Here is a 17,447-nt window from a genome sequence, read left to right on the forward strand (position 1 = left end):
CGTACGGCCCCTGTGAAGGAGGCCGTACGGGCGGGGTGTGGACCGCGGGTCACCATTCGTCGCCGGGACCGCGTCAGCTCTCGGTCTCGGTGAGGAAGCCGTGCAGGCGGACCCTGGCCAGGCCGCCGTCCGGATAGATGTCCACCCTGGCGTACGTGGCCGCGGGCGCGTCGCGGATGCGGAAGCGGTGCCGGGTGTCGGGCAGCAGGCGGGTCCTGGGCAGCAGCGGGAACCAGGTGGTGCCGTCCGCGCTTCCCGTGACGGAGACCTCGGCGGGGGCGTTGAACACCAGGTTGGTGGTGTCGATCTCGGCGAGGCCGACGACACCGGAGCCCGCCAGGCGGATCACCAGCCAGTCGTTGCCGCCGTCGCGGCGGCGTGCGGTCTCCCAGCCCTCGGCCTGGTGACGGGCGAGACCCGGTGAGATGGCGTTGTTCGGCGAGGAGTAGAACTCGTTGGAGCAGGCGGTGACGAGCGCGCCGTTCTCCAGGGCGGCCAGGTCCAGGCCGAGTCCTTCGTACAGGGACAGGTCGGGCCTGACCTCGCCGTGCACCCGCAGGCGGGCGATGCCCCCGTCGGGAAACATGTTCAGCCGCACGTGCGTGTAGCGGCGCTCGCCGGACACCGCGAAGAGGTGCTCGGCGTCCCCCCTGAGACCGCTTCTGGGAACGATCTCCACCCAGTCGGCCGCCTCCAGCTCGGCGACCGTCGGGTAGCCCTCGACCTCGACGGCCTCGACGGAGGCGTACGGCGGGTAGTTGCCCTTGAACCAGGCGGTGTCGATCACCACGCCCCTCACCACGCCGGGCATGCCGAGCCTGACCAGGGCCCAGTCGTGGCCGGGCTCGCGTCGCCTGCGGGTCTCCCAGCCGTCGTAGACCTGGCCCTTGGCTCCGAAGGTGTGCGGCATGAAGCCGGGACGGCCCGGCCTGATGAGGCTCTCCCTCTCGGCGAAGGACTCGTCGTTGGCCGCGACGACCGCGCCGCCGAGGGTACGCAGGGCGAGGTCGGGCAGCGCGGTGAATTCGGTGGGGCCGGCCGCGTCGGTCGCGTTGGCCGGTTCGGTCACGTCGGTCACGTCGGTCGGCTTGGTCACGTCGGTCGGCTCGGTCGCGTCGGTCGGCTCGGTCACGTCGGTCACGTCGGTCGATTCGGCCGCGTCGGTCGATTCGGCCGCGTCGGTCGCGTCGGTCGCGTCGGTCAAGGAGAGGGCCTTTCTCACGGTGAACCGGCCGGGCCGCCGTGGCGGTCCCACCGCGGACCGGGATCGTCATGGCGCGTCGTCCTACAGGAGGGTGCCCTGGGGATCGTTCCCCACGACCCGGCCGCGCAGCCACGTCGTACGGACCTCGCCCACCAGCGTCCTGCCGTGGTAGGGGGTGACCGGATTTTTGTGGTGCAGGGTGGAGACGTCCACGGTGTGGACGGCGTCGGCGTCGAAGGCGACGAGGTCGGCGTCCGCGCCCACGGCGATGGCGCCCTTGCCGCGCAGCCCGGCCAGCGCGGCCGGGTGTTCCGCCATCCAGCGCACGACGTCGCCCAGGCCGTGCCCGCGCCGGGCCGCCTCGGTCCAGACGGCGGTGAGGCCGAGCTGCAGGGAGGAGATCCCGCCCCAGGCGGCGGCGAAGTCGGGCACCTTCAGGTCGGGGGTGGAGGGCGAGTGGTCGGAGACGACGCAGTCGAGCACCCCGTCGGCGAGGCCGCGCCAGAGTTCGTCACGGTTGGCCGAGGAGCGGATCGGCGGGCAGCACTTGAACTGGGTGGCGCCCTCGGGCACCTCCTCGGCCATCAGCGTGAGGTAGTGCGGGCAGGTCTCCGCGGTGATCCGCACCCCCTCCCGCCTCGCCTTCGCCAGCGGTTCCAGGCACAGCGCGGACGACACGTGCAGGATGTGCGCCCGTACCCCGGTCTCCCCCGCCAGCGCGGCGACCCGTTCGACGGCGCGGCACTCGGCCTCTCCTGGCCGGGAGCCGAGGAACTCCGGGTATCCCGGTCCTTCCGGGTCGGCGAGCAGCGCGGGGTCCTCGGCGTGGACGACCAGCAGCCCGTCGAAGGAGGCGATCTCCACCATGGCGGCCCGCAGCCCGTCCTCGTCGAGCGGCGGGAACTCGTCCACTCCGGACGGGGACAGGAAGCACTTGAACCCGCGCACGCCCGCCTCGTGCAGCGGCCGCAGGTCCCCGGCGTTTCCGGGGATCGCCCCGCCCCAGAAGGCGACGTCCACCGCGCACTGCCCGTCCGCCGCCTCGCGCTTCACGGCCAGGGCGTCCGCGTTCACGGTCGGTGGCAGCGAGTTGAGCGGCATGTCCACGATCGTGGTCACGCCGCCCGCGGCGGCCGCCCGGGTGGCGGAGGCGAACCCCTCCCAGTGGGTACGGCCCGGCTCGTTGACGTGTACGTGGGTGTCGACCAGGCCGGGCAGCAGCGCGACGTCGCCGAGGTCGACCTGCTCGACGGCGTCCGGCGCGGCGTCGTGCGAGTACACCCCGACGATCTTCCCGCCCCTCACGGCGACCGCCGCCGGCCCCTCTCCCTCGGGCAGTACGACCCTGCGGGACCTGATGACCAGATCCGCCACGTCCTCAACCCCTGCGCTCATCCACTCTCCGTTCCTCGCCGTCCATGAGCCGTCCATGAGCCGTCCATGAGCCGCCTGCCGGTCGGCCGCCTGTCAGAGGTGCCTTTCCGCGACCGTGCGCGCGAGCCGTTCCAGCAGCGGGCCCGCCTGGGACATGCACACGGCCGGGTCGGGCTCGATGTCGGTGAGCGCGTAGGCGGCGGTGATCCCCGCCGCGTTCAGCTCCTCGTCGCCCAGCGTGCGGCGCCCGCAGACCGCGACGACCGGAACGCCTGCCTTGGCGGCGGCGCTCGCGACCCCGGCGGGGGCCTTGCCGCGCAGTGTCTGCTCGTCGAGCGAGCCCTCACCGGTGATGACGAGGCGCGCTCCCTCAAGCCGGTCGCGGAAGCCGAGCAGCTCAAGGAGGTAGTCGATGCCGGGACGGAAGTCGGCCGCGAGGAAGGCGAGCGCGGCGAAGCCCACTCCCCCGGCGGCGCCCGCGCCCGGCCGCCCCGCCACCCCCATCGAGCGGACGACACCGTCGTGCTCGATGGCGCCGACCAGTCCGTGGGTGTGCGCGGCGACGGCGGCGAGCCTGGCGAGTGCCCGGTCGAGCAGCTTCACGTCCTCGGGGCTCGCGCCCTTCTGCGGTCCGTACACGGCGGCGGCGCCGTGCGGGCCGAGCAGCGGGTTGTCCACGTCACCGGCGACGACGAACTCAACCTCATCAATCGCGATAAGTCCGGAAATATCGATTTTTTCCAGGTCGCGGAGGGCCGCTCCCCCGAGGGGAAGTTCCCGTCCCCCGGAATCCAGGAAGCGGACGCCGAGCGCCCGCATCATGCCCGCGCCACCGTCGGTGCAGGCGCTGCCGCCGAGGCCGAGCACGACCCGCCTCGCCCCGCGCCGTACCGCGTGGGCGATCAGCTCGCCGGTGCCGTGACTGGTCGCGGTGAGCGGGGCGAGTTCCACCCCCTCGTGCGCGGGAGATCCCTCGGTGGCCGCGCGCCCCGAGGCGACCGGCAGCCGCCGCAGCCCTGACGCCTCGGCCAGCTCGACGACCGCCGTCGGCACGTCCACTCCCGCGAGGGCGCCCTCCCCCGAGGAGGCGTCGCGCCAGGCGTAGGAGGCGAGGACCGGCTCGCCGACGGGACCGGTGACCTCGACCTCGACGCGGGTGAACCCGCAGGCCACGACCGCGTCCACGGTGCCGTCACCACCGTCGGCCACCGGTAACGCGACCGTGGCGACGCCCGGCCCGAGGCCCGCCGCGACCCGCGCGGCGACCTCGGCGCCGGTGAGCGAGCCCTTGAACTTGTCCGGGGCGATCACGATGTGTCCCGAAGACTCAGACAACCCTGCTCCCTGCTGACGGACGGGGGGCACGCGCCCCCGGCCGGCGTGAACGGCCGGGAGGCGGACGCCGGACCCCGATGAGACGGAGCACCATCATCACATTCGTCCCCGCGCGTCCTTGACGCCCGGCCCCGCGACCCGCCTCATCCGCCGACCTCCTTCGCCGCCGTGAAGCCCTGCTCCTCGGCCAGGCCCATGAGACGGCGGTGCGCCTCGCCTCCCGCGCGGCCGAGCTCGTCCTGGGCGACGGTACGCAGTTCGTCGTCCTCGACGACGGTCTCGCCGCCGACCAGCAGGCGGGCCAGCGGAGGCTGCCGGGTGCCGAACACCAGGGCGCAGACCGGGTCGGCGACCGCGGAGGCGAAGGCGTCGGTGCGCCAGAGGGCGATGTCGGCGAGCTTGCCCGCCTCCAGGGAGCCGAGCTCCTCCTGACGGCCCAGGTTCCTCGCCCCTCCGAGGGTCGCGATCTCCAGGGCCTGGCGCGCGGTGAGCGCGGTGGGCCCGTACCTCGCCCGCTGGAACAGCAGGGCCTGGCGCATCTCGCCGGAGAGGGAGGTGAGCTCGGCGGAGGCGCTGCCGTCCACGCCCAGGCCGACGTTCGCCCCCCGGTGGAGCATCTCGGAGACGCGGGCGATCCCGGCGCCGAGGCGGCCGTTGGAGCTGGGGCAGTGCGCCGAACCCGTACCGGTCTGGGCGAAGACGTCGATGTCGCCGTCGCTCAGGTGGACGGCGTGGGCGAACCACACGTCCGGGCCGAGCCAGCCGAGCTTCTCCATGTAGTCGACCGGGCGCTGCCCGACCTGCCGCAGGCAGTGCTCCTCCTCGTCGAGGGTCTCGGCGAGGTGGGTGTGCAGGCGCACGCCCTTGGACCTGGCCAGCGCGGCGGCCTCGGTCATCAGGTCGGCGCTGACGGAGAACGGCGAGCAGGGGGCGACCGCGACACGCAGCATGGAGGAGAAGGACGGGTCGTGGTAGGTGTCGACGGCCTCGGCCGTCGCCTCAAGGATCTCGTCCAGCCGCTCGACCACGACGTCCGGCGGCAGGCCGCCCTGCGACCTGCCCCGGTCCATCGAGCCCCGCGCGGGGTGGAAGCGGAGGCCGACCTGCCTCGCCGCCTCGATCTCCGCGGCGAACAGGTCCCCGCGCCCGGAGGGGAAGATGTAGTGGTGGTCGCTGGAGGTGGTGCAGCCCGACAGGGCCAGATAGCCCAGCCCCGCGCCCGCCGCGCCCCTGACGACCTCGGCGTCCATCGCGGCCCACACCTGGTAGAGCGCCGTCAGCCACTCGAACAGGGTGGCGTCCTGGGCGAGCCCCTGGGAGGCCCACTGGTAGAGGTGGTGGTGGGTGTTGACCAGGCCGGGGGTGGCGAGACAGCCGGTGCCGTCGATCCTGGCCGCCCCGGGGACGTCCGGCGCGGGGCCGGCGCCCAGGGCCACGATCCTGTCGCCCTCGACGTGGATGTGCCCCGAGGGGATCTCCTCGCCCACCACCGGGGCGATGTGGACGTTCTCGATCAGGGTCGCGCTCACGAGGCCTCCGCCTTCCGCGCCGCGGCCAGACGCACGGCGTCGAGGATCTTCTCGTAGCCGGTGCACCGGCACAGGTTTCCCGCCAGGGCCTCGCGGATCTCCGCGTCGGACGGCCGCGCGACCCGTTCGATCAGGTCATGGGCCTGTACGAGGAGGCCGGGGGTGCAGAAGCCGCACTGGACGGCGCCGCACTCGACGAAGGCCTCCTGGATCGGGTCGAGCCGGTCGCCGTCGGCGAGCCCCTCGACGGTGCGGACCTCACGCCCCTCGGCCTGCCCGGCCGCGACCAGGCACGCGCAGACGGGGATCCCGTCGAGGTAGACCGTGCAGGAGCCGCACTCGCCCTGCTCGCACGCGTTCTTGGAACCGGGCAGGCCGACGCGCTCGCGCAGGACGTACAGGAGGCTCTCGCCCTCCCAGACGTCGTCGGCGACCTCTGTGCGACCGTTGACGGTGAAGGTGACGCGCATCATCCGGCCCTCCTCTCGAAGTGTCCCGAGCGGAACTCGTTCCACGCCCAGGTGAGGGTGCGCCGCGCCATCACCGCGATGGCGTGGCGCCGGTAGTCGGCGGTGCCGCGCACGTCGTCGATCGGGGAGACGGACCCGGCCGCCAGTTCCCCGAAGCGTTCCAGCACCCCGGGGTCGAGCCTGGCCTCCCAGTCGAGCTCGGCGGCGAGGAACTCCTCGGCGGCGACGGCCCGGCGGGGGGTCGGGGCGGCCGATCCGATGCCGGTGCCGACCCGGCGCTCGCCGGGGTGCAGCGCGATCGCGAACGAGCAGACCGCGATCACCATGGCGTTGCGGGTGCCGACCTTGGAGAAGTACTGGGGGCCGCTCGCGGGGCTCATCCAGAACGCCCGGATCAGCTCGTCGGCCTCCAGCGCGCTGCGCTTGACCCCGAGGTAGAACTCGTCGGCCGGAATCATCCGCGTCCCCCTGGCCGCGGACTCGACCTCCACGACCGCGCCGCCGGCCAGGAGCGGCGGGTGGCTGTCCCCCGCGGGCGAGGCGGCGCCGAGGTTGCCCCCCACGGTGCCGCGGTTGCGGATCTGCGGCGAGCCGACCGTGCGGGAGGCCTGCGCCAGGCCGGGGAGCCGGTCGCCCAGATCGCTGATCAGGCGGGCGTACGTCACGCCCGCGCCGATCCTGAGCCTGCCGTCCGCCTCCTCGCTCCACGCCGTGAGCTCGGCGACGCGGTTCAGGTCGAGCAGCGCGGCGGGCCGCCGCACGTCGAAGTTGAGCTCGACCATCATGTCGGTGCCCCCCTGGATGGGCACGGCCTCCGGCAGGCCGGCCTTGGCCGCCAGTGCCTCCGACCAGGTGGCGGGTCGCAGGAAGTCCATGGTCGTCACTCCCAGGCGAAGCGGGCGTCGGGGGCGTCGTCGCGGAGCACGTCGCCCTCGATCAGCCCGTAGGGACGGTCGGCCGCGTAGAACACCTCGTTGGGGTTGTCCAGCCCGAACGGGGTGAGGTCGACCAGGAAGTGATGTTTGTTGGGCATCGCCAGACGCACCTCGCAGACCTCCTCTCTGGCGTTCAGTACCCGCTCGCCCATCGCGTAAAGGGTCTGCTGCAGCGACAGGCTGTAGGTCTCGGCGAACGCCCCGAGCAGGTGGCGGCGCACCTCGTCGTACGACTCCCGGTACGCCGTCCGCTGCCCGGCCATCCCCGGCAGGTGCCGCCAGCGCGCCGAGACGGCGGTGGCGAGGACGCGATCCTTGGTGGGGGCGAGGGTGGTGTACTCGTCCTGGATGAAGCCGGAGAACTCCGAGTCGGTCGAGTTGAGCACCGTCAGGTCCCTCAGCCCGGAGACCACGGTGGTGGTGCCGTCACGGTCGTGGTGCACGACGCAGGTGCGCGTCTCCCTTCCCGAGCGGACGAAGGAGTGCCGCCCGCCCTTCTTCTCGGCCTCCTCCGACACCGGGATGCGGTCCCAGAAGTGCTCCTCGATCTCCACGCGGGCGTGGTGGACGGTGGGCTGCGCCTCCACGTAGTGACGGGCCAGCAGGATCGCGAAGTCCTCGATCTCCGCCACGCCGTACTTCCTGGCGAAGGCGTACACGGTGTTCTTCTGCGTGTCGGTCGGCAGGACCGCGGCGTTGTCGCCGGTGAGGTGGACCTCCTCCATCGTGCCCGACAGCGCCGAGCCGACGGTGACGTCCTTGATGTGGTGGACGCCGCCGTCCCTGACGACGCGGACCAGGCGGGTCTCCGCCTTGCCGTAGCGGTTGGGACCGAGAACGACGGCCATCTAGCTCCCTCGATACGTCGAGTAGGCGAACGGGCTGAGCAGCAGGGGAACGTGGTGGTGCTCACCGGGGTCCGCCACCGTGAAGTCGATCGAGACCCGGGGGTAGAAGGCGTCCACCGCGCGGGCGGCGAAGTAGCCGCCGGTGTCGAAGACCAGGCGGTGCTCTCCCGCCCCGCAGGTCCACCCCGCGATCCGCCCGTCGGCGTCGGTGACCCCCTCGGCGAGCACCTCGCCGTCCCTTTCCAGACGTACGGCGACCCCCGCCGCGGGCCTGCCCAGGGCGGCGTCCAGCACGTGGGTGGACAGGCTCATGCGGGACCTTCCTCTGGCGTGCGGTTTTCGAGGAGTACGCGGTTCGTGATGGCAACTCGGGGCGCGAGGCTCATGGGGCATCCCCCGGAGACACGGAATCCGTGACGACTTTCCGAGGCGCGGAGCTCATGGGGCGGCTCCCAGGAGTTTCGCCAGCCGCAGACGGGTGATCTTCGCGAGTTCGGTCCTGACGACGTCCCGCTCGGTGTCCTCGTCGTTGCCGAGCCGCTCGGTGAGACGGGCCAGCATCTCCTCCGCCGACAGACCGGTGGCGCAGATCAGGTAGACGTGACCGAACCGCCGCTCGTAGGCGTGGTTGCCCTCCGCCAACCTGTCGAGGATGTCCTTCCCTGCCGTGTCCACCCCCGCCTGCTCCCCGCGCGACCAGGCCGCCTCCCTTTCCGAGCGTTCCGGGTGCTCCGGGCGTTCCGGGTGTCCTTCCGGGCGATCGGCCGACCCGGAACCCGGCACCGGCCCTCCCTCACGGGACGGCTCCTCGGCGGGGGGCCGCTCCGCCGCGCGAGGCGGCTCGCCGATCCGGGGGTGGGCGGCCAGCGCCTCGCGGACACCGGACCAGTCCAGCCCTCGTACGACGGCCTCCGCCGTCTCGGCCAGCCGGTCGAGGTCGCGGTAGGGGCGCGACGCGGCCACCTCCCGGGCGAAGGCCCGGCAGGCGCAGCAGGCGAGCAGACCGGCCTCGGCCTCCTCGGCGCCCAGCGCGTTGAACGCGGCCAGCCCCGAAACCGGCGGCGCGGAGTTCACGTTAGGCATGGCAGCAGTACACACACCACCGGTGTGTGCGGTCCAGCGCCACGAAGCGCAAACTGAGCCATGATTTGCCCCGGATTTTCGTAACATGCTCCAAACTCGTTGATCTTCACCCTCCGCCCGTCTCCGTGGCGGCCGAGGTCACGCGATAAGAAACGCCGATCGCCGGAAGCGGGCCTGCCCCCTGGACGACGCCTAAAATGGTGACACTATGACTTCACTCTCCCCTATCGGCGGGCACGTCTCCGTCACCGGCGGCCTCGCCAAGGGCGGGCTGCGCTACGCCGCGGACATCGGCGCCGAGATGATCCAGGTGTTCGTCAGCAACCCCCGCGGCTGGGCGCTCGCCGCAGGCGACCCCGTCCAGGACGCCAAGCTGCGCGAATCGGGCGTGCTCTCCTTCGTGCACGCCTCCTACCTGGTCAACATGGGGTCTCCCAGTCCCGAGACGCTGGAGAAGTCGGTGGCCGCCGTGCGGCACAACCTGCTGCGTGCCCACGCGATCGGCGCGAAGGGAGTGGTGATCCACACGGGGTCGGCGGTGAGCCAGTCCCGTGAGGACGCCCTGCGGCAGTTGCACGAGCATCTCCTGCCGCTCCTGGAGGAGATCCCCGAGGACGGGCCCGATCTGCTGCTGGAGTCGATGGCCGGGCAGGGCGGGGTCCTCTGCGCGACCGTCCAGGACCTGGAGCCCTACCTGGAGGCCCTCGGCTGGCATCCGAAGGCGGGGATCTGTTTCGACACCTGCCACGTCTTCTCCGCCGGGCACGACCTGTCGACCTCCGAGGGCCTCAACGAGACCCTGGACGCCCTGCACGCGATCGCCCCCGGGCGGCTCAAACTGGTCCACGCCAACGACTCCAAGGACCCGTGCGCCTCCAGGAGGGACCGGCACGAGAACATCGGCGCCGGCCACATCGGCGCCGCGTCCTTCGCCGAGATGATGCGCCACCCCGTGGTGGCGGGCGTCCCGTTCTGCATCGAGACGCCGGGCGGCGCGGAGAAGCACCGCGAGGACATCGACCTGCTCAAGAAGCTCCGCGACACCTGACGCGACGACCGGCCGCCCCCGGGTGTCCGCTCCGGCCTCACCCCGCGTGCCCGGTCCGGCCTCCACCCGAACAGCCGTCCCGCCCGCTCACCTCGGCGTTCACCCGACGAGTCGTCCCGGCGTCCGTTCACCCGAACGTTCGCCCCGGTTTTCCTTCGGGTGTTCGTCCGGGCGTTCGCCGTCCGGCAGAGCCCGCGTCATCGGGCTCGTGGGGTCGGACGGGACGCCCGTCCTCGTGATCCGACCGCCCCCGTGTGGCCGGATCACGGTCCGGCCCGTCGGCTGGCGCGGGCGTCCCGTCATATCGGAGATCGGCGGCCCCTCCCCTTCTGGCCGAGGACCCGGCGGCCGAGTGACCGGATGTCGCCGGCTCTCGACGGTCACCCGATGTCCGCACGTCAGGTCTTACCCGAGCCTCGCGGCTCTCTGTCCCCCCCTGACGCGGCGGGTCCCGTTCTCCGATGAGGGAACACTAGAGGCGCGTCCAGACGAGCGAGCGGCGCTTTCCCTCCAGCGCGATTAACGGTTCGTAGTTGTCGATGTGCGGAGAGTGCCGACGCGACGAGCGGCCGCCGACGGGCGACGAACGGTCGATCGGGGGCTCGTGGGGCCTGCGTGAACACCGGTCGGCAGGGCGCGCGAAACGCCCGCCGGACTCCGCGACCGGGAGTCCGGCGACGACCGGCGGGCGTCCCAGGCGGGGGGCTTACGCCAGGCGCAGGCCTCCCGGCCCACTGTCGAGTCGGGTGCGGGCCTCCCCGGCTCACCGCCGAGGCGGGTGCGGGTTACCCCGGACCGATCGCCTGGACGGGCACGCGTCGCCCAGGACCAACCGCCGGGACGGACGCGGGTCACCGGGAGCAGGCCGTCGGGGGCCGCGATCGGGGACACGGACGAAGGTCCACCGGTCGAAGGGGGCGCCCCGGGGTCCACGCGGGCGTGAATCGCCACAGGAGGCCGCGACGACCCGGTCCCCACAGCGGTCTACGGCCGCGAGAGAGGCAAGGAGCCGCCGGGGAAACCCCGCACGGCGTCCGGTAGAACGCCCGCGAAAGCCACGAAAGACAGAGAACGGGCGGGACCCGCCCCGACCCCGCGTCTTCGAGAGGTGAGCCCTGACCGTCAGCGCCGGGTTCGCGCCGACGAAGCCGACGAAGCGGGTGCGACGGAACTCCCATCGGAGCCGGGCCGATGCGACGGAATTCCCGCGAGGAGGAAGCGACCGGACCCGTTGGACGGGGCTCCTCGATCCGCGAGGGAGATGCGGGTGGCTAGCGCAGGGCGGCGGAGGGCAGGGGCCTGGTCCGGGTCACGCCGGGGACGGCCGGGCGGTCGCGGAACTGGCGGACGAGCCGCTCGCGGACCTGGCGGGTGTGGCGGCGGCTGACCGGGAGCGTCTCGGTGCCGACCCTGAGCATCACCCGGCCGCCGTCGAAGCGCAGCTCGCTCACGTGCCGCACCGAGACGAGCGTGCTGCGGTGCACCCTGATGAACCCCGATCCCGCCCACCGCCGCTCCAGCGCGGCGAGCGGCATGCGGACCAGGTAGCTGCCCTCGTCGGTGTGCAGCCGGACGTAGTCCCCCTGCGCCTCGGCGAACCAGACCGCCTGCTGGGGCACGAACCTCGTCCGTCCGGCGAGCTCGACCGGGATGACGTCCTCGGGCACGAGGGCGGGCGCCGCGGGAACCATGGACTCCAGACGCCGCACCGCCTCGGCCAGCCGGTCGGCCCTGACCGGTTTGAGCAGGTAATCCACCGCCTCCAGCTCGAAGGCCTGCACCGCGCAATCCTCGTGGGCGGTGACGAAGACCAGCCGGGGCGGGTTGGGGAAGCCCGCGATGAGCCTGCCCAGGTCGAGGCCGTCGAGGCCGGGCATCCGGATGTCGAGGAAGACCCCGTCCAGCCGCTCACCCGTACCGATCATCTGGACCATGTCCTGGAGCGCGGTGACACCGCCCAGGGCTGTGGAGACGTGCTCGATCCGGGGGTCCTGGCGGAGGAGATGGGCGATCTCCTCAAGAGCGGGGACCTCGTCGTCAACGGCCAGGACTCGCAACATGGCCCTACGCTGCCCTTCCAATCGCATCCACCGCAAGCCCCGCGGCGACTTCAGGTAATAGTTTGACTACAAATAGCTATCGGCGGTGGGAGCTTGGGAACGCGGAGTCTCACCGTGGTGCCCGCGTTCGGGGCACTCTCCACGACCAGGCCGTAGTCCTCTCCGTACATCTGACGGAACCGCACGTCGACTCCGGCCAGCCCGATCCCCCCCTCCCCGTCCTCGGGCGGGCCTCCCGGTGAGCCCTCATGTGAGCCTTCGCGCGGGAAGCCGCCGTCGAGGAGCAGCCGGGTCCGCTCGGGTGGCATGCCCAGGCCGTCGTCCTGCACGCTGATGTGGGCCTCGGGGCCGGCGTCGCTGACGACCACCCGGACCTCGCCGCGCTGTCCCGCGGCGGCCACCCCGTGCTTGACGGCGTTCTCCACCAGGGGTTGCAGGCAGAGGAACGGGACGGAGAGCGACAGCACCTCCGGCGCGACCTTGAGGGTGACATGCAGCCGGTCGCCGAACCTGGCACGTTCCAGCAGCAGGTAGCGATCCACGCAGTGCAGTTCCTCGGCGAGGGTGGCGAAATCACGGGCCCGGCGCAGCGCGTACCGGTTGAAGTCGGCGAACTCCACCAGCAGTTCCCGCGCTCGGTCGGGGTCGGTACGGACGAACGAGGCGATGGTGGTCAGCGCGTTGTAGACGAAGTGCGGGGACATCTGGGCGCGCAGCACCCGCATCTCGGCCTCCATCGTCCGCCGCCGCGAGGAGGCGACCTCGGCCAGCTCCAGCTGCCCGGAGACCCAGCGGGCGACCTCGGTGACGGTACGCGCCAGTGCCGCGCCCATCACGGTGTCGTACGCGGCGAGTGCGCCGACCACCCGCCCGTCGACGGTGAGCGGTACGACGACGCCGCTCCGGATGACGCAGCCTGGCGTGCCGCAGCTCAGATCCTGTCCTGCCACCGCCCGAGGGCCGGCCGGGGCCAGGAGGCCGCGGGCGTGCTCGGGCAGGTGGTCGCGATGGCAGCCCGCCGCGCCGTCCCAGGCGAGCAGGCCGCCGGTGTCGGCGACCGCGACGGCGCCGGTGCCCAGCAGGGCGCGCAGGTGGCGGGCCGCCTTGCCGGCGGACTCGCGGGTGAGCCCGGCCCGCAGCGAGGGTGCCGCCATCGCCGCGATGTGCAGTGCGAGGAAGGTGGCCTCGTCCATCGGGGTGCCCGAACGGTCCGGATGCTCCCGGCGCGGGCGGGGGAGGAGGAATCCGAGGATGGCGCTGAAGGCGCAGAGCAGCGTCCAGCCGGTGGTCGACATGCGGGAAACGGTAGTCAACCGACCCCTCTGATCAGGGGCGAACACCGATCACGGTGGACCTTCGCCCGCTTCCTCCTGATAGGAGTAGCGCTGCTCACGCCAGGGGTCGGCGATGTTGTGGTAGCCGCGCTCCTCCCAGAAGCCGCGTCTGTCCTCCAGCAGGTATTCCACGGCGCGGACCCACTTGACGCTCTTCCAGGCGTACAGGTGCGGGACGATCATCCGCACCGGGAAGCCGCGCTCCGGGGAGATGGGTTTCTCGTCGAACTCCAGCGCGAACATCGTCTGGGGGCGGGTGAAGTCGCCGATGCGGATGTTGGCGCTGTAGCCGTACTCACCCCAGATCATCACGTGCCTCACGTCGGGCGCGGGCGGGGCGATCTCCATCAGCGTCGCCGTGGACACCCCGTTCCACTCGTTGCCCATGATCGAGAACTTGGTGACGCAGTGGAAGTCGGCCACGATCGTGGTGCGTGGCAGTTCCGAGAACTGCGGCCAGCTGAAGCGGTGCTGCTCGCCGGAGGCGGTCGCCCCCATGACGTGCAGCTGCCAGGTCGCCGGGCGGAACGTGGGCACCCGGCCGTAGTGGATCACCGGCCTGCCCCGTGGGACGTACTGGCCCGGGGGCAGGCGAGACTCCTCCGAAGGTTCGGACTGCTCCACCATCACTCCCCTCGCCGTTTCCCCCATGGCACGGGGTAATCCTGCCATCGCGGATTTCCCGGCCTCTCGGTGGCTGTCGCATAGCGCTCTTCTGCCTGGCCCCGGGGTCGCGGGAAGGGTGTGCTCTCCGCGTGCGCTATCATTTCCCGCTATGCGCACCGCGTTCTGGTTTTGGTATGGCGACGGACCCTCAGGTCGGACCGTTCGCCTCCAGATGCTGCGCTGACAGCCTGGCGAACAGAAGGCCCCGGGTCCGGTTTTCGGACCCGGGGCCTTCTGCTTTTCCGGCCTTCGTCGAGAACGTCACAACCACTGCAGGAAACATCGGAGCCGGCCGGGATCGGCGGGCGCCGACGGAGTGATCGAGAGGGAGAGAAATGGTCATCGTCATGGGTCCGGACGCCACGCGGGAGGACGTCGAGTCGATCGTGAAGATCATCAGCTCGGTGGGAGGGGAGGCGTTCGTCAGCCGGGGGGTGAGCCGCACGATCATCGGCCTGGTCGGCGACATCGCCCAGTTCGCCACCCTCGACCTGCGCGGGATGCCCGGGGTGGCCGACGTGATGCGGGTGAGCGCGCCGTACAAGCTGGTGAGCCGCGACAACCATCCCGAACGGTCCACCGTCCGCGTCGGCGGCGTGCCGATCGGCCCGGACACGGTCACCCTGATCGCCGGGCCGTGCGCGGTGGAGACCCCGGAGCAGACCCTGAAGGCCGCCCTGATGGCGAAGGCCGCCGGTGCCACCCTGCTGCGCGGCGGCGCCTACAAGCCCCGCACCTCCCCGTACGCCTTCCAGGGGCTCGGTGAGGCGGGCCTGCGCATCCTCGCCGACGTGCGCGAGGAGACCGGGCTTCCCGTCGTCACCGAGGTCGTCGACGCCGCCGACGTCGAACTGGTCGCCTCCTACGCCGACATGCTCCAGGTCGGCACCCGCAACGCGCAGAACTTCGCGCTGCTGCAGGCCGTCGGCGCCGCCGGCAAGCCGGTGATGCTCAAGCGCGGGATGAGCGCCACCATCGAGGAGTGGCTGATGGCCGCCGAGTACGTCGCCCAGCGCGGCAACCTCGACATCGTGCTGTGCGAGCGCGGCATCCGCACCTTCGAGACCGCCACCCGTAACACCCTGGACGTCTCGGCGGTGCCGCTCGCCCAGCGGCTGTCGCACCTGCCGGTGATCGTCGACCCGTCCCACTCGGGCGGGCACCGCGACCTGGTCCTGCCCCTCACCCGCGCGGCCATCGCCGTCGGCGCCGACGGTGTGATCATCGATGTGCACCCGAACCCCGCCCAGGCCCTCTGCGACGGCCCTCAGGCGCTGGTCGACGCAGACCTGGAGGAGCTCGCCCAGGTGATGGAGCACCTCCCGCCGCTGCTGGGCAAGGTCGCCGCCGGCGACCTTCTCGCCCCCGCCTGACGGGAGCCGCCGGTTCGGTCTCACCGGTCGGCTCGGTAGCCCCTCAGTAGCGCCCCTGTGGCCCTCGTGGCCCCTCGGTGGCCCCGGTAGCCACCCCCCTCGGGCGACGCCCGTCGCCCGAGGGGGGTGGTTCAGGCGTCGAGCCTGTACTCCTGCAGGGACCCGGCGAGCTGGACGGCAAGCTCCTCGGCGTCCAGGCGGCGCTCGATCTTCTTCAGGTCGGCGACCTTCGCGGCGGTCTCGGCCCGGCGGGGGGCGAGAAGCGTGCAGCAGTCCTCGTCGGGCAGCTCGGAGATCGCCAGGGTGCCGATGCGGCGCGCCTCGGCCATGATCTCGGTCTTGTCGAGGCCGATGAGGGGGCGCAGGATCGGCATGTCGACGGCGTCGTCCTGGGCGGTGATGTTCTGCAGCGTCTGCGAGGAGACCTGTCCCAGGGAGTCACCGGTGACCAGGGCGCCGGCGCGCAGGCGACGGGCGACCTCCTCGCCGGTCTTCAGCATCAGGCGCCGCTGGGTGATGATCGCCAGGCGGTCCTGTCCCGAAGCCTTGATCGACTGCTGGGCCTTGCCGAAGGGGACGACCCACAGCCGGGACCCGCCCTGGAACTTGTCGAGCGCTCTGACCAGCGCGTACGCCTTGTAGATGGACTCGGAGGTGGTGAAGGGGATGCCGGAGAAGTGCAGGAAGTCGACCCGCAGGCCCCGGCGCATCATCCGGTAGGCGGCCACCGGGGAGTCGATGCCGCCCGACATCAGCACCAGGCCCCTGCCGCTGGTGCCGACCGGCAGCCCGCCCTGGCCGGGCTGCCCGCCGGTGAAGACGAACGCCTCGTCGCGGTCGACCTCGATGGAGACGACCAACTCCGGGCGCTTCAGGTCGACCGGCAGGCCGTAGATGTCGTTGAGCTCGCCGCCGACCGAGCGGTCCAGCTGCATCGAGGTGAGCGGGAAGCGCTTGTCGCGGCGACGGGAGCGGACCGCGAAGGAGACGCCGCGCCTCACGTCGTCGCGGTCGGCCAGCAACTCGATGGCCGCCTTGGTGATCGCCGAGGGGTCCTTCTCCACCCGCCAGGCGCGGTGCACCCAGACCAGGCCGGGGACGTACGAGACGCGCTCGGCGACCGCGTCGGCGACCTCGACCTCGCTGCCGTCCGGCAGGAAGAGCGCGATGACACCGTGGCGCTGCCGTACGTCGACCTTGACGCCGACGTCCTTCAGGGCGGCCTTGATGTTGGCCTGCAACCTGCGTTCGAAGAGCTCGCGGTTGTTGCCCTTGAGGACGACCTCGCCCAGTTTGAGCAGAACGCAGGGCTCGCCCAAGGCGGACATGGTCATGGTGCGACCTCCGGTGGAGCTTCGAGGGGAACGGGGAGTCGGGGACGTCGGGGAGTCACCGTCAAGTCTCTCGCGTAAAGACAACGTCTCGACCTTGCCACTTTAGTCGCGCCGTCAATCCGATTGCGCCGTCGCCCGGATCGTCGCCCGCACCCCGCCGAGACCCGTCCACGTGATCGCCGTCCGGGGCGCCTCCGCCACACCCGGGTCGTCCCTACGACCCGTCGAGGCCCTGTTCGATCGCGTAGCGGACCAGTTGCACCCGATTGTGGAGCTGGAGCTTGTTCAGCGTGTTCTGGACATGGTTCTGCACCGTCCGGTGGGAGAGCACGAGACGCTCGGCGATCTGCTTGTACGACAGGCCCTTGGCCACCAGGCGGAGCACCTCGGTCTCCCGCTCGGTCAGGCGGGGCGTCGCCTCGGGCGCGGGTCTGGCCGCCAGCCTGCGGTACTCTCCCAGGACGAGTCCCGCCAGCCCTGGAGTGAACACCGCGTCGCCCTCGGCGGTGCGCCTGACCGCGTCGAGGAACTCCTCCTTGCTCGCGGATTTCAGGAGATATCCGGACGCGCCCGCCTTGATGGCCTCCAGCACGTCCTCCTGCTCGCCGCTGGCCGACAGGACCAGCACGCGGGGCGGCGGCTTCGACGCGGCCAGGCTCCTCGCCACCTCGACCCCCGGCAGGTCGGGCAGCTGCAGATCGAGCACGACCAGCTCCGGCCGGACCGCCGCGGCCACCCGGACGGCTTGGCGCCCCTCCCCGACCGTGGCCACGACCTCGTACCCGGCCTCGGCCAGATCCCTGGCCACCCCGTCCCTCCACATCGGGTGGTCGTCCACCACCATCACGCGCATT

Annotated in this window: 16 protein-coding genes; 2 read left to right on the top strand and 14 right to left on the bottom strand. The window is 71.9% G+C overall.

The genetic code is table 11. The annotated features are described in order from the left end of the window. Positions 1-73: 73 nt before the first annotated feature. The 9 genes from alc to AB0B96_RS01625 all read right to left on the bottom strand — a co-directional run bounded on the left by alc (position 74) and on the right by AB0B96_RS01625 (position 8,778). Positions 74-1,204, bottom strand: a complete 1,131-nt coding sequence (gene alc / locus AB0B96_RS01585; RefSeq protein WP_362895584.1) for an allantoicase — start codon at positions 1,202-1,204, stop codon at positions 74-76. Positions 1,205-1,285: 81 nt separating this feature from the next. Continuing rightward, positions 1,286-2,599, bottom strand: coding sequence for an allantoinase AllB (gene allB, locus AB0B96_RS01590; RefSeq protein WP_362895586.1), 1,314 nt, complete (start codon positions 2,597-2,599; stop codon positions 1,286-1,288). A gap of 72 nt (positions 2,600-2,671) precedes the next feature. After that, the gene (locus tag AB0B96_RS01595) at positions 2,672-3,913 is read right to left on the bottom strand and encodes a glycerate kinase (protein WP_362895588.1); all 1,242 of its coding nucleotides are present in this window, start codon (positions 3,911-3,913) and stop codon (positions 2,672-2,674) included. 143 nt (positions 3,914-4,056) lie between these two features. After that, positions 4,057-5,442 carry an 8-oxoguanine deaminase gene (locus AB0B96_RS01600; protein ID WP_362895590.1) on the bottom strand — a complete coding sequence of 462 codons (1,386 nt, stop codon included), beginning with the start codon at positions 5,440-5,442 and terminating at the stop codon, positions 4,057-4,059. Further along, positions 5,439-5,912, bottom strand: coding sequence for a (2Fe-2S)-binding protein (locus AB0B96_RS01605; protein WP_350948143.1), 474 nt, complete (start codon positions 5,910-5,912; stop codon positions 5,439-5,441). The genes AB0B96_RS01600 and AB0B96_RS01605 overlap by 4 nt, the downstream gene beginning before the upstream one ends. Continuing rightward, positions 5,912-6,787, bottom strand: a complete 876-nt coding sequence (locus AB0B96_RS01610) for an FAD binding domain-containing protein (protein WP_362895592.1) — start codon at positions 6,785-6,787, stop codon at positions 5,912-5,914. Before AB0B96_RS01610 ends, AB0B96_RS01605 begins: the two co-directional genes overlap by 1 nt. A gap of 5 nt (positions 6,788-6,792) precedes the next feature. After that, a complete protein-coding gene (pucL, locus tag AB0B96_RS01615) occupies positions 6,793-7,695 on the bottom strand; it encodes a factor-independent urate hydroxylase (protein WP_362895594.1) in 903 nt (300 codons plus the stop codon). Next, a complete protein-coding gene (gene uraH, locus AB0B96_RS01620) occupies positions 7,696-8,007 on the bottom strand; it encodes a hydroxyisourate hydrolase (protein WP_350948013.1) in 312 nt (103 codons plus the stop codon). 126 nt (positions 8,008-8,133) lie between these two features. Beyond that, positions 8,134-8,778 carry a 2-oxo-4-hydroxy-4-carboxy-5-ureidoimidazoline decarboxylase gene (locus AB0B96_RS01625; RefSeq protein WP_362895596.1) on the bottom strand — a complete coding sequence of 215 codons (645 nt, stop codon included), beginning with the start codon at positions 8,776-8,778 and terminating at the stop codon, positions 8,134-8,136. 208 nt (positions 8,779-8,986) lie between these two features. On the opposite strand from AB0B96_RS01625, the gene AB0B96_RS01630 reads away from it, so the two are divergent. Beyond that, entirely contained in the window at positions 8,987-9,826 is an 840-nt protein-coding gene (locus AB0B96_RS01630) for a deoxyribonuclease IV (protein WP_362895598.1), read from the top strand. A gap of 1,271 nt (positions 9,827-11,097) precedes the next feature. Here AB0B96_RS01630 and AB0B96_RS01635 read toward each other — a convergent pair. The 3 genes from AB0B96_RS01635 to AB0B96_RS01645 are packed head-to-tail and all read right to left on the bottom strand — an operon-like array spanning position 11,098 to position 13,871. Then, the gene (locus AB0B96_RS01635) at positions 11,098-11,886 is read right to left on the bottom strand and encodes a LytTR family DNA-binding domain-containing protein (protein ID WP_350948010.1); all 789 of its coding nucleotides are present in this window, start codon (positions 11,884-11,886) and stop codon (positions 11,098-11,100) included. A 50-nt stretch (positions 11,887-11,936) separates the two neighbouring features. Beyond that, positions 11,937-13,181, bottom strand: a complete 1,245-nt coding sequence (locus AB0B96_RS01640; protein WP_362895600.1) for a histidine kinase — start codon at positions 13,179-13,181, stop codon at positions 11,937-11,939. A 48-nt stretch (positions 13,182-13,229) separates the two neighbouring features. Further along, positions 13,230-13,871, bottom strand: a complete 642-nt coding sequence (locus AB0B96_RS01645; RefSeq protein WP_362895602.1) for a molybdopterin-dependent oxidoreductase — start codon at positions 13,869-13,871, stop codon at positions 13,230-13,232. A gap of 350 nt (positions 13,872-14,221) precedes the next feature. Here AB0B96_RS01645 and aroF point away from each other — a divergent pair, with 350 nt between their 5' ends. Next, on the top strand, positions 14,222-15,259 hold the full coding sequence (gene aroF / locus AB0B96_RS01650; protein WP_350948008.1) for a 3-deoxy-7-phosphoheptulonate synthase: 1,038 nt from the start codon (positions 14,222-14,224) through the stop codon (positions 15,257-15,259). 131 nt (positions 15,260-15,390) lie between these two features. On the opposite strand, the gene thiI is transcribed toward aroF, so the two are convergent. Both thiI and AB0B96_RS01660 read right to left on the bottom strand, forming a co-directional pair. Continuing rightward, positions 15,391-16,593 (bottom strand): tRNA uracil 4-sulfurtransferase ThiI, encoded by a 1,203-nt coding sequence (gene thiI / locus AB0B96_RS01655; RefSeq protein ID WP_350948007.1) that lies wholly within the window; start codon positions 16,591-16,593, stop codon positions 15,391-15,393. 214 nt (positions 16,594-16,807) lie between these two features. After that, the gene (locus AB0B96_RS01660; protein WP_362895840.1) at positions 16,808-17,437 is read right to left on the bottom strand and encodes a response regulator transcription factor; all 630 of its coding nucleotides are present in this window, start codon (positions 17,435-17,437) and stop codon (positions 16,808-16,810) included. Positions 17,438-17,447 lie beyond the last annotated feature (10 nt).

Source organism: Streptosporangium sp. NPDC049046 (genome assembly GCF_040649155.1).
Classification (GTDB): Bacteria; Actinomycetota; Actinomycetes; order Streptosporangiales; family Streptosporangiaceae; genus Streptosporangium.

Excerpts from the sequence above, each read along its gene's own strand:
- AB0B96_RS01645 (WP_362895602.1), bottom strand. The coding sequence starts at position 13,871 with ATGGGGGAAACGGCGAGGGGAGTGATGGTGGAGCAGTCCGAACCTTCG.
- AB0B96_RS01605 (WP_350948143.1), bottom strand. The coding sequence starts at position 5,912 with ATGCGCGTCACCTTCACCGTCAACGGTCGCACAGAGGTCGCCGACGAC.
- AB0B96_RS01610 (WP_362895592.1), bottom strand. The coding sequence starts at position 6,787 with ATGGACTTCCTGCGACCCGCCACCTGGTCGGAGGCACTGGCGGCCAAG.
- pucL (WP_362895594.1), bottom strand. The coding sequence starts at position 7,695 with ATGGCCGTCGTTCTCGGTCCCAACCGCTACGGCAAGGCGGAGACCCGC.
- aroF (WP_350948008.1), top strand. The coding sequence starts at position 14,222 with ATGGTCATCGTCATGGGTCCGGACGCCACGCGGGAGGACGTCGAGTCG.
- uraH (WP_350948013.1), bottom strand. The coding sequence starts at position 8,007 with ATGAGCCTGTCCACCCACGTGCTGGACGCCGCCCTGGGCAGGCCCGCG.
- thiI (WP_350948007.1), bottom strand. The coding sequence starts at position 16,593 with ATGACCATGTCCGCCTTGGGCGAGCCCTGCGTTCTGCTCAAACTGGGC.
- allB (WP_362895586.1), bottom strand. The coding sequence starts at position 2,599 with ATGAGCGCAGGGGTTGAGGACGTGGCGGATCTGGTCATCAGGTCCCGC.
- AB0B96_RS01660 (WP_362895840.1), bottom strand. The coding sequence starts at position 17,437 with ATGGTGGTGGACGACCACCCGATGTGGAGGGACGGGGTGGCCAGGGAT.
- AB0B96_RS01635 (WP_350948010.1), bottom strand. The coding sequence starts at position 11,886 with ATGTTGCGAGTCCTGGCCGTTGACGACGAGGTCCCCGCTCTTGAGGAG.
- AB0B96_RS01640 (WP_362895600.1), bottom strand. The coding sequence starts at position 13,181 with ATGTCGACCACCGGCTGGACGCTGCTCTGCGCCTTCAGCGCCATCCTC.
- AB0B96_RS01630 (WP_362895598.1), top strand. The coding sequence starts at position 8,987 with ATGACTTCACTCTCCCCTATCGGCGGGCACGTCTCCGTCACCGGCGGC.
- AB0B96_RS01625 (WP_362895596.1), bottom strand. The coding sequence starts at position 8,778 with ATGCCTAACGTGAACTCCGCGCCGCCGGTTTCGGGGCTGGCCGCGTTC.